The organism is Streptomyces sp. 4N509B, assembly GCF_052245655.1.
GTDB lineage: Bacteria > Actinomycetota > Actinomycetes > Streptomycetales > Streptomycetaceae > Streptomyces.
On sequence record NZ_JBQQBZ010000042.1, the window covers coordinates 1 to 12,161 of the forward strand.

2 protein-coding genes and 4 pseudogenes are annotated in these 12,161 nt (G+C 75.9%); all 6 read right to left on the reverse strand.

What is annotated here, in order from left to right:
- Nucleotides 1-1,708: type I polyketide synthase (locus tag ACTWP5_RS27770; protein ID WP_443223898.1), on the reverse strand; the 1,708-nt coding region annotated here is incomplete at its 3' end.
- A gap of 88 nt (nt 1,709-1,796) precedes the next feature.
- Complete coding sequence (locus ACTWP5_RS27775) at nt 1,797-3,617, reverse strand: beta-ketoacyl reductase (RefSeq protein ID WP_443223901.1); 1,821 nt, start codon at nt 3,615-3,617, stop codon at nt 1,797-1,799.
- A gap of 102 nt (nt 3,618-3,719) precedes the next feature.
- A pseudogene (locus ACTWP5_RS27780) lies at nt 3,720-4,271 on the reverse strand (polyketide synthase dehydratase domain-containing protein); the annotation flags it as partial.
- Nucleotides 4,266-4,649, reverse strand: a pseudogene (locus ACTWP5_RS27785) (polyketide synthase dehydratase domain-containing protein); the annotation flags it as partial. The pseudogenes ACTWP5_RS27785 and ACTWP5_RS27780, both read right to left, overlap by 6 nt.
- 111 nt (nt 4,650-4,760) lie before the next feature.
- Nucleotides 4,761-5,615, reverse strand: a pseudogene (locus tag ACTWP5_RS27790) (acyltransferase domain-containing protein); the annotation flags it as partial.
- A gap of 381 nt (nt 5,616-5,996) precedes the next feature.
- Nucleotides 5,997-12,095: pseudogene (locus ACTWP5_RS27795) on the reverse strand (type I polyketide synthase); the annotation flags it as partial.
- Nucleotides 12,096-12,161 lie beyond the last annotated feature (66 nt).

Below are 12,161 nucleotides of genomic sequence, written 5' to 3' on the forward strand. Positions count from 1 at the left end.
CCCCCAGCGCGCCCAGGCCCGCGACCAACTCCGACGGATCGGCACCCCACACCACCGCCCGGTGCTCCAACACCGACCGCGACGACACGAGGCTCCACCCCACGTCCACCGCGTCCAGCCCGCCCACCGCAGCGGCCAGCCGCTCCGCCTGCCCCGCCAACGCCTCCGGGCCACGGGCCGAGAGGACCCACGGCAGCGTCGCGCCGCGCCAGGAACGCTCCTCGCCGGCTCCGGCGGCGGCCTGCTCCCCGCCACCCTCACCGGACTCGCCCGACTCGCCGGACTCGCCCGACTCGGCGGAGTCGGCGGGCCTGGCGGCCTCCTCCCCCGTCGGCTGTTCGAGGATCACGTGGGCGTTGGTGCCGCTGATGCCGAACGACGACACACCCGCCCGCCGCGGCTGCCCGTCCGCCTCCCACTCCCGCGCCTCGGTGAGCAGCGACACCGCGCCCGCCGACCAGTCGACGTGGGGCGTCGGCTCGTCGATGTGCAGGCTGCGCGGCATGACGCCCTCGCGCATCGCCAGCACCATCTTGATGACGCCCGCGACGCCCGCGGCGGCGCCGCCGTGCCCGAAGTTGGACTTGATGGAGCCGAGCCACAGCGGCCGGTCCTCGGGCCGGTCCTGGCCGTAGGTCGCGAGCAGCGCCTGGGCCTCGATCGGGTCGCCGAGGGTGGTGCCGGTGCCGTGCGCCTCGACGACGTCGACGTCCGCGGTGCCCAGGCCGGCGTTGGCCAGCGCCTCCTGGATGACCTGGCGCTGCGCCAGCTCGTTCGGCGCGCTCAGTCCGTTGGAGGCGCCGTCCTGGTTGATGGCCGAACCCCGGACGAGCGCGAGGACGGGGTGGCCGTTGCGCCGCGCGTCGGAGAGCCGTTCCACCAGCAGCATGCCGACGCCCTCCGACCAGATGGTGCCGTCGGCCTTCGCGGAGAACGTCTTGCACCGGCCGTCGGCCGCGAGTCCACGCTGCTGGCTGAAGCCGGTGAAGGGGGTCGGGGTGGGCATCACGTTGACGCCGCCCGCGAGGGCGAGGTCGCAGTCGCCCTGACGCAGTGCCTGCACCGCGAGGTGGAGGCAGACCAGCGACGAGGAGCAGGCGGTGTCGACGGTGACCGCGGGGCCGTGGAGTCCGAGGGTGTAGGCGACCCGTCCGGAGATGACGCTGGCCATGGTGCCGGTGGCCATGAAGCCGTCCACGCCGGGCGGCACGGCGCGGCCGGCGACGTAGTCGGAGGAGACGGCGCCCGCGAACACGCCGGTGCGGCTGCCGCGCAGCGACATCGGCGGGATCCCGGCCCGTTCGAACGCCTCCCAGGACGCCTCCAGCAGGAGCCGCTGCTGCGGGTCCATCGCGAGGGCCTCGTGGGGGGAGATGCCGAACGCCTCGGGGTCGAAGTGGCCGGCGTCGGGCAGGAAGCCGCCCTCCACGACGTAGGTCCTGCCCGGCTTGTCGGGGTCCGGGTCGTAGAGGTCGTCGGGCCAGCCGCGGTCGTCGGGGAACGGGGTGATGCCGTCCCTGCCCTCGCTGACCAGCCGCCACAGCCCGTCGGGGGAGTCGGCGTCGCCGGGGAACCGGCAGGCCATGCCCACGATGGCGATCGGCTCGTGTTGCCGGGCCTCGAGGTCGCGCATGCGCCGGCGGAGCTGGCTGAAGTCTGCGGTGACCCGCTTCAGATAGTCACGGAGCTTGGCTTCTGTGGTCGACATCGTCGGCACTTCCTACGGGGCGGGGCGGAACGTCGGGAGGTGGTGGGAGGGGTCGGGCGCGGCGGGTGGCCGGGTGCCGACGGGCTGGTCAGAGCTCACCCAGCTCCCGATCGATCAGTTCGAACATCTCGTCGTCGGTCACCGAGTCGAGGACGGTGTCGTCGAGGACGGCCTCGGCGGGCGTGTCGTCCGCGTCCGGCCGGCTGCCCAGGCGCCAGGCGAGGGCCTGGAGCCGCTTCGCGATCCGGGAGCGGTCGGTGTGGTCCGCGTCGAGTGCGGCGAGGGCGACGTCGAGACGTTCGATCTCGTCGAGGAGGCGGCTGCCGACGGTGTCGGTCGGCTGGAGACGGCCGCCGAGGTAGCCGGCCAGGGCGGCCGGGGTCGGGTGGGCGAACGCCAGGGTGGTGGGCAGGTCGAGTCCGGTCTCGGCGACGAGCCGGTTGCGCAGCTGGACGGCCATCATCGAGTCGAAGCCGAGGTCCTTGATGGGGCGTTCGGGGTCGACCTCCTGCGCCGAGGAGTGGCCGAGGACGGCGGCGATCTGCTGGCGCACCAGCAGCGTGAGGGCGCGTTCGCGGTCGGCCTCGGTGAGGTCCGCCAGGCGGCGGGCCAGTGCCTCGCCGCCGTCGGTGCCGGCGGCCGGGCCCGTGCCGCCCGCGGCGACGCGGCGGCCCGGTGGGGCGGTCTCGGTGGCCGCCGCGAGGGCGCGGAGTTCGGCGGGGAGGGTGCCGGCGTCGGACGCGCGGCGCAGGGCGGCGCCGTCGAGCCGGGTGACGACGGCGGCGGGCCGGTCGAGGGTCAGGGCCTGCGGCAACGCCTGGGCCAGCGCCTCGTCGGCGGGCTCGGTCGCGGCGTCCGAGGGGAGGTCGACACCCGACAGGGCCAGGGCGGGCAGGCCATGGGCGCGGCGGCGCCGGGCGAGCGCCTCGACGCGCGGCTCGGGGCGCCCGGTGCAGCAGGCGAACGCGCCGAGCGGCAGGTCGGCGGTGAGCCGGTCGAGGTGATGGACCGCCTCGACGCTGCCGCTGGTGTCGATGACGGCGGTGAGGGGTTCCTCGGCGGCGGCGCCCTTGAGGACGGCCGCCAGCCAGGCGGCGTCCACGGGGTCGCCCACCACGGTCTCCAGGTCCACCGGCAGCGCGCTGAGTTCGGCGGCGAGGGCGGTGAGGCCCTCGGCGTCGGGACCGGCGACGGTCAGGCGGCGCGGGGCGGCCTCGGACGCCAGGTGGCGGGCGACGGCCGCGGTCAGGGGGCCGCTGCCGGTCAGCAGCACCGTGCCGCCGAGGGCGGCGCGGCGCGGGTCGTCGGCGCCGGGGGCGGCGGGGGGCAGCGCCCGGTGGAGGCGGGGGACGAGGACCGTCTCGCCGTGCACGGCGAGCCTCGGCTCGTTCGCGGCCAGGGCGGCCGGGACGGCCTCCGGCAGCAGGTCGGCGGCGAGGGGGCCGTCGAGGTCGACGAGCAGGAAGCGGTGGGGCGTGGTGTGTTGGGCGGCGTGGACGCGCTGCCAGACGGCCGAGCCGGCGGGGTGGGCGGGCTCCGCGTCGGGCGTGGTGGCGAGGGTGCCGTTGACGACCACGACGAGCCGTGAGTCGGCGAGTCGCTCCTCCGCGCGCCACCGCTCCAGCAGCCGCGCGGCCTCCTCGGCCGCGCCGTCGCCGACGCCGTCGCCGTCGCCGTCGCCGTCGATGCCGCCGAGACCGTCGTGGCCGTCGCGTCCCGTGGCGGGCCGGGGGGCGTGGACGGCGAGGACGAACTCCGGCGCCGGGATGCCCACGTCGAGGGCGGCGAGGATCGCGTCCAGGTCGGTGTAGGAGTCCACGGCGTGCCCGCCGTCCTGGATCGCGGCGCCGACGCCGAGCCCGTCGTGCCCGAGGACCGCCCAGCGCCGGCCGGCCGGCGGCTCGTCCACCGGCGGCGTCGCCAGCGGCGTCCACTCCCTGACGAGGAGGGCGGGGCCGTCGCCTCCGCCCGCGCGCGCAGCGTCCGCGAGGGCGCGGGCGAGCTGCTCGGCGTCGACGGTGCGCTGGACCAGGGTGTCGACGGTCGCGACCGGCAGCCCCGCCGGGTCGCTGAGGGTGATCCGCAGGCTGTCCTGGCCGACGGGGGCGAGCCTGACCCGTACCTCGGTGGCGCCGGTGGCGTGGAGCGTCACGCCGTTCCACGCCATGGGCTGCCGCAGCGTCCCCGGCTCGGTCGTGCCGTCGAGGGCGACGCCCGCGGCGTGCAGGGCGGCGTCGAGGAGGGCGGGGTGGAGGCCGTAGCGGGCGGCCTCCGAGCGCTGCGCCTCCGGCAGCCTGGCCTCGGCGAGGATGTCCTCGCCGCGCCGCCACACCGCGGTCAGGCCCTGGAACGCCGGGCCGTAGCCGTAGCCGGCGGCCCGCGCGACGGCGTAGAAGTCCGTGACGTCGACGGGTTCCGCGCCCAGCGGCGGCCAGGCGGCCGGGTCGGACGTCGTCGCCTCCGCGGGCGGGGCGTCGGCCGGTTCCGGGGCGAGCGTGCCCTCGGCGTGCAGCGTCCAGGGCTGGTCGGCGGGGGCGTCGTCGGGCCGCGAGTAGATCCGCAGCTCGCGGCCGTCGTCGCCGGCGGTGGAGCCCACCACGATCTGCACCCGGACGCCGCCCCGGCCCGGCAGGGCGAGGGGCGCGAGCAGCAGCAGCTCGCGGACGTGCCCGCAGCCGACCTCGTCGCCGGCGCGGACGGCGAACTCGGTGAGCACCGAGCCCGGCAGGAGGGCGTGGCCGGCGACGGTGTGCTCCGCCAGCCACGGGTGGGTCTGCGCGGAGAGCCGGCCGGTCAGCAGCAGCCCGTCGCCGGCGGCGAGGCTGACGGCGGCGCCGAGCAGCGGGTGGCCGGTGTCGCCGAGGCCGAGGCCGGCGGGGTCGCCGCTCGCGGCGGCGGCGTTCAGCCAGTACCTGCGCCGCTGGAACGGGTAGGGCGGCACGTCGACGCGGCGCAGGGTGCGGCCGTGGTAGAGGGCCCGCCAGTCGACGGGGACGCCGCGCGTCCACAGGCTGGCGGCGTTGGTGACGAACCGCTGGGGGCCGTCCTCGGCGCGGCGCAGCGTGCCGACGGCGACGGCGTGGGCGCCGTGGGCGTCGATGATCTCCTGCATGCCGACGTTCAGCACCGGGTGCGGGCTGATCTCGACGAGGGCGGAGCAGCCGAGGTCGAGGGCCGTCCCGAGGGCGCGTTCGAACTCGACGGTCTCGCGGAGGTTGGCGTACCAGTAGTCGGCGTCCATGGCCTCGCCGTCGTGGACCGCTCCGGTGACCGTGGAGACGACCGGCACGCGGGAGGCGCGTGGCCGCACCGGCGCGGTGGCCGCCAGCAGGTCCTCCCGCAGCGCCTCCATCTGCGGGGAGTGCGCGGGGTGGGTGCCGGGCACGCGGCGGCACCAGACGCCCTCCGCGGCCAGCAGCTCCGCCAGCTCGTCGAGGGCGTCGAACGCGCCGGACACGACGACGCTGGAGGGCCCGTTGACGGCGGCCACCGACAGCTGGCCGGGCCAGCGCTCCAGCCAGGGGTCGACGCGGTCGCGGCCGGCGGCGACCGTCAGGAGGGTGCCGCTGTCCCTGGTCGGCACGACCAGCGCGGCGCGGGCCACGATGACGCGGGCGGCGTCCTCCAGGCTGAGGGCGCCGGCGACCGCGGCGGCGGCCAGCTCGCCCTGGGAGTGCCCGATGACCGCCGACGGCACGACCCCGAGGGCCTCCCAGACCGCCGCCAGGGAGACCATCACGGCCCACAGCGTGGGCTGGAGCACCTCGACGTTCTCCATCCAGCCCGGGTCGGAGTCGTCGGTGAGCACCTCGGTGACCGACCAGTCCACGAACGGCGCGAGCGCGGCCTCGCACTCGGCCATGCGGGCGGCGAACACCGGGGAGCCGGCCAGCATGTCCCTGGCCATGCCGATCCATTGCGAGCCCTGGCCGGGGAAGACGAACGCGACGCCGCCGGCCAGGTCGGCGGTGCCCTGGACGACGTTCCCCGCGCGGTCGGCCACGGCGGCCGTCGCCGTGGCGTCGCCGTCCGCGCCGGGGAGGGCGTCGGGGTCGGCGGCGAGGGTGTCGGCGCCGGCCCGCAGTTCGGCGAGGTCCCGGCCCCACACCAGCGCGCGGTCCTCGAACGCGGACCGCTGCGTGAGCAGCGCGTACCCGAGGGCGGCCGGGTCCTTGGCGTGGGCCGCCACGTCGCGCGACACGGCACCGGCCCGCGCCCGCAGGGCGGCGCCGCCCCGGGCCGTCAGCGCCCACGGCAGCAGGGGCGGCGAGAAGACGACGGGCCCCTCCGGGGTGCTGACCTCCTCCTGCTCCGGCTCGGCCTCCTCCAGGATCACGTGGGCGTTGGTGCCACTGATGCCGAACGACGACACGCCGGCGCGGCGCGGACGCCCCTCGGAGGTCCACGGACGGGAGGCGGTGAGCAGCGACACCGGGCTGGCCGACCAGTCGATGTGCGGGGACGGCGCCTCGACGTGGAGCGTGGGCGGCAGGACGCCCTCACGCATCGCCATCACCATCTTGATGACGCCCGCGACGCCGGCCGCCGCCTGCGTGTGACCGATGTTCGACTTCACCGAGCCGAGCCACAGCGGTCGGTCCTCCGCCCGGTCACGGCCGTAGGTGGCGATCAGGGCCTGCGCCTCGATCGGGTCGCCGAGCGAGGTGCCGGTGCCGTGGGCCTCGACGGCGTCGACGTCGCCCGCCGCCAGGCCCGCGTTGGCCAGCGCCTGCCGGATGACGCGCTGCTGCGAGGGCCCGTTCGGCGCGGTCAGGCCGTTGCTGGCGCCGTCCTGGTTGATCGCGGAGCCGCGCACGACCGCGAGGACGCGGTGGCCGTTGCGCCGCGCGTCCGACAGCCGCTCCAGCAGCAGCATCCCGACGCCCTCCGCCGGGCCGAAGCCGTCGGCCGACGCGGCGAACGCCTTGCAGCGGCCGTCGGGGGCGATGCCGCGCTGGCGGCTGAACTCCACGAACATCGCCGGGGTGCTGAGGATCGTGATGCCACCGGCCAGCGCGAGGTCGCTCTCGCCGCGGCCGAGGGACTGGGCGGCGAGGTGGAGGGCCACCAGCGAGGCCGAGCAGGCCGTGTCCACCGTCATGGCGGGCCCTTCCAGGCCCAGGGAGTAGGCGACGCGCCCGGAGGCGACGCTGGCCGCGCTGCCGGTGCCGATCACGCCCCCGAGCTCGTCGGGGATCTGCGCGGGCGAGGTCGACAGGCTGCTGCTGAGGGCGACGAGCCCGGTGTACACGCCGGTCTGGCTGCCGCGCAGCGTGGTCGGGTCGATGCCGGCGCGTTCGATGGCCTCCCAGGACGCTTCGAGCAGGAGCCGCTGCTGCGGGTCCATCGCCAGCGCCTCGCGCGGCGATATGCCGAAGAAGGCGGCGTCGAAGTCGCCGGCGCCGTCGATGAAGCCGCCCTCGCGGCTGTAGGTGGTGTTGGGCCGGTCGGGGTCCGGGTCGTAGTAGTCGTCGATGTTCCAGCCGCGGTCGGCCGGGTAGGGCGTGATGGCGTCGCCGCCGTCGGCGACCAGGCGCCACAGCTCCTCGGGGGAGGCGACGCCGCCGGGGAAGCGGCAGGCCATGCCGATGATCGCGATCGGCTCGTCCGTCGTGCCCGCCCCGGACCTGGCGGCGGCGCGGGGTGCGGCGGCCTGGCCGGCGGGCTGGTCGTCCGTCAGCAGCTCGGCCTTCAGGTAGCGGGCGACGGCGAGCGAGGTGGGGTGGTCGAAGACCAGGGTGGCCGGCAGGGTCAGGCCCGTGGTGGCGATCAGCCGGTTGCGGAGCTCGACGGCGGCGAGCGAGTCGAAGCCGAGCTCCTTGAACGGCTTGTCCTGGGCGATGGCCTGGCCACTCGCGTAGCCGAGGACGGCCGCCACCTGGCCGCGCACCAGCTCGACGATGGCGCGCTCCCGTTCCGTGCCCGGCAGCGCGGCCAGGCGGCGCAGGAGTTCGCCGGACTGCTCGGTGGCCTCGGCGCCGGCCCCGGCGCCGCGCTCCGCCAGCCGCCGCACCTGGGGCAGCTCGGCGAGCAGCGGGCTCGGCCGGAGCGCGGTGAAGACGGTGGCGAACTGCTCCCAGTCGACGTCGAAGACGGTCAGCGAGGGGTCCCCGTCCCGGACGACCTGCCGAAGCGCCGCGAGCGCCCGCTCCGGCACGAGCGGCGTCAGGCCGGTGCGGCGCATGCCGCGCTCCACCGTGGTCTCGCCGGCCATGCCGGCGCCGGCCCACGGGCCCCAGGCGACGGAGACGGCGGGCAGCCCGGCGGCGCGGCGCTGCTCGGCGAGGGCGTCGAGGAACGCGTTCGCCGCCGCGTAGGCGGCCTGGCCGGGGGAGCCGAAGGTGCCGGCGAAGGAGGAGAACAGCACGAACGACGACAGCTCGTGGTCGCGCGTCAGCTCGTGGAGGTTGAGCGCCGCGGTCACCTTGGGGCGCAGCACCCGCCGCATGGGCTCGGGGGTGAGCGCGTCCAGGACGCCGTCGTCGAGGACGCCGGCCGCGTGGACGACGGAGCGCAGCGGGTGCTCGGCCGGGATGTCGGCCAGGACCTCGGCCAGGCGGTCGCGGTCGGCGGCGTCGCAGGCGGCGATCGTCACCTCGGTGCCGGACGCGCGGAGTTCCTCGGCGAGGTCGGCGGCGCCGGGCGCGTCGGGGCCGCGGCGGCTCAGGAGCAGCAGGTGGTCGGCGCCGGCCGCGGCGAGGGAGCGCGCGAGTTCGGCGCCGAGGCCGCCGGTGCCTCCGGTGACGAGCACGGTGCCGGCCGGGGGCCACGGGGTGTCGCCGGCCTCCGGCGCCGCCGGGGCGGCGACGACGCGGCGGGCGAGCACGCCGGAGCGGCGCACCACGACCTGGTCCTCGCCGCCACGGACGGACAGCAGACCGGCCAGGAGCCGGGCGCCGCGGCCGTCGATGTCCTCGTGCTCGTCGAGGTCGTCGGGGAGGTCGAGCAGGCCGCCCCAGCGTTCGGGCGCTTCGAGGCCGACGACGCGGCCGAGGCCCCAGAGCATGGCCTGCGCGGCGTCGGGCGCCGGGTCGCCCGGCGCGGCGGCGACCGCGCCACGGGTGACGCACCACAGCGGGGCGGTCACGGCGGCGTCCGCCAGGGCCTGCGCCAGCGCGACGGTCGCGGACAGTCCGTGGGGCAGCTCGTCGGCGGCGAGGTCGGTGCCGTCCTCGAGGGCGAGGAGCGACAGGACGCCGGCGACGGCGGCCTCGGGGGCGCCGGGCTGTTCGCCGTCGGCGGGCCGCGGCGCCAGGTCCAGCAGCACCTCGCCGAGTTCGTCGGCGAGCTCCATGCGGTGGGCGTGGGCCGGGTCGACGGTGAGCGTCAGCACCTGGGCGCCGTGGCGGGTGAGGGCCGTGCGGCAGGCGTCGACGAGCCGGGGCGCGGTCGGCGCGGAGGGCACCACGAGCAGCCACGTGCCGTCGAGCGAGGCGGCGGGCGCCTCGACGGGCCGCCAGGAGACCTGGTAGCGGTAGTCGTTGAGAAGGCTGCGCTCGCGACGCTCGCGGCGCCAGGCCGACAGCGTGGGCAGCACGTCGCGCAACGGCTCGTCGCCGTCGACCTGGAGGGCGTCGGTGAGGGCGGCGAGGTTCTGCTGCTCGACCGCCTCCCAGAAGCGCGCCTCCTCCGGGTCGACCGCGAGGGATTCGGGGTGGACGGCCCCGGGGTCCTCGTCCTGAAGCCAGTAGCGCTGGTGCTGGAAGGCGTAGGTCGGCAGCTCGGCGCGGTGGACGGCGCGTCCGGCGAAGGCCGTGCGCCAGTCGACGTGGACGCCGCGGGTCCACAGGCGGGAGAGGGCGGCGGTGAAGCTCTCCACCTCGTCCCGGTCCCGGCGGGCGGAGGGGACGAACGCGGCGGTCGTGTCGCCCGCGTCGAGGCACTCGGCGCCCATCGCGGTCAGCGTGGCGTCGGGGCCGAGCTCCAGGAACGTGACGGCGCCCGCGCGGCGAAGGGCGGTGACGCCGTCGGCGAACCGGACGGTCTCCCGCACGTGCCGCACCCAGTACTCGGGCGTGGCGATCTCGGCCTCGGCGAGTTCGGCGTCGACGAGTTCGCCGGTCACGTTGGACACCATCGGGAGCCGGGGCGTCTGGTAGGCGACCTCTCCCGCGACGCGGCCGAACTCGGCCAGCATCGGCTCCATGAGGTGGGAGTGGAACGCGTGGGAGACCGTCAGGCGGCGCGTCTTCACCCCGGCGTCGGCGAAGGCCCAGCCCGCCTGCTCAAGCTCGGCGGTGGGGCCGGCGAGCACGACGGAGGTCGGGCCGTTGACGGCGGCGACGTCGACGCCGGGTATGCCGTCGAGCGTCTCGCGGACCTGGTCGAGGGTGGCCTGGACGGACAGCATCCCGCCGCCCGCAGGCAGCGCCTGCATCAACGACCCACGCGCGGCCACGAGCCGGCACGCGTCCGCCAGATCGAACACCCCCGCCACGTGCGCGGCGACGATCTCACCAATCGAATGACCCGCCACAAAGTCAGGACGGACACCGAACGACTCCGCCAGCCGCCACGCGGCCACCTCCACCGCGAACAGACCAGCCTGCGTGAAGACGGTCTGATCCAGCAAAGCGGCCGTGTCACTGCCCGGCTCCGCGCCCAACACCTCAGCCAGCGGACGCGGCAACAGACCCTCAAAGCCCGCACACACCTCGGCAAGCGCCTCAGCAAACACCGGGAACCCAGCCGCAAGCCCAGCGCCCATCCGCGCACGCTGCGCACCCTGACCCGTGAACACAACAGCCAGACGACCCTCGACCACACCACCCACCGGCGCGCCGTCCGCGACCGACCGCAGACCGGCCAGCAACTCCTCGCCGTCCCGACCCCACACCACCGCACGGTGCGACAGCTCAGCCCGACCCGACACCAACGACCAACCCACATCCACCGCGTCCAACTCACCCACAGCGTCCGCCAGGCGCCCGGCCTGCGCCGCCAACGCCTCGGTCGTCGCCGCCGACACCACCCACGGCACCGTCGGCAGCTTCTCCCCGGGGACCACGACCGGGCCCGGCACCGCGTCCTCCGGCGCCTCCTCGATCACCACGTGCGCGTTCGTGCCACTGATCCCGAACGACGACACACCCGCACGCCGCGGACGGTCATCCGTCTCCGGCCACTCCCGGCCCCGCGTCAGCAGCTCCACCGAGCCCGCCGACCAGTCGACGAACTCCGACGGCTCGTCCACGTGCAGCGTCGGCGGCAGCACACCCGCCCGCATCGCCATCACCATCTTGATGACGCCCGCCACACCCGCAGCCGCCTGCGTGTGACCGATGTTCGACTTGATCGACCCCAGCCACAAAGGACGGTCCTCCGGCCGCCCCTGCCCGTACGTCGCCAGCAGCGCCTGCGCCTCGATCGGGTCACCCAGCGAGGTGCCCGTCCCGTGCGCCTCCACCGCGTCGACGTCGTTCGTCGTGAGCCCGGCGGCGGCCAGCGCCTGACGGATGACGCGCTGCTGCGACGGCCCGCTAGGGGCCGTCAGACCATTGCTCGCACCATCCTGGTTGATCGAGGAGCCGCGCACGACCGCCAGCACCCGGTGCCCGTTGCGCCGCGCGTCCGACAGCCGCTCCACCAACAGAACGCCGACACCCTCGCCCCAGCCCGTCCCGTCCGCAGCCGACGCGAACGACTTGCACCGGCCGTCCGCCGCGAGCCCGCGCTGCCGCCCGAACTCCACGAACGTGGCCGGTGTCGACATGACGGTGACACCACCGGCCACCGCCATGTCGCACTCGCCGTTGCGCAGCGCCTGCGCCGCCAGGTGCAACGCCACCAGCGACGACGAACACGCCGTGTCCACCGTCACCGCCGGACCCTCAAGACCGAAGGAGTAGGCCACCCGCCCCGACAGGACGCTGCCCGCGGTGCCGGTGCCGACGTACCCGCCGACCTCGTCCGGCACCCGCGACAGGCGGCTGCCGTAGTCGTGGTACATCAGGCCCGCGAACACGCCGGTCCGGCTGCCGCGCATCTCCTCCGCCGGGATGCCGGCCCGCTCGAACACCTCCCAGGTGGCCTCCAGCAGCAGCCGCTGCTGCGGGTCCATCGCCAGCGCCTCGCGCGGCGCGATCGTGAAGGGTTCGCCGTCGAACTCGGCCGCCTCGTAGAGGAAGCCGCCCTCCCGCGTGTAGCTCTTGCCCGGCACGCCCGGCTCCGGGTCGTAGATGCCCTCCACGTCCCAGCCACGGTCCCCGGGAAACTCGCCGATGGCGTCGGTGCCCGTGCTCACCAGCCGCCACAGGTCCTCGGGCGAGGCGACCCCGCCCGGGTACCGGCAGGCCATGCCGACGATCGCGATCGGCTCGCGGTGCGCGGTGAGGAGCTGCTGGTTCTGTCGGCGCAGCTGGTTCGCCTCGGTGAGCGAGGCCCGCAGAGCCTCGACGATCTTCTCATTGCCGATGGGGGTCGCCATGAGCGCTCAGCTTTCTCGTGGATGCGG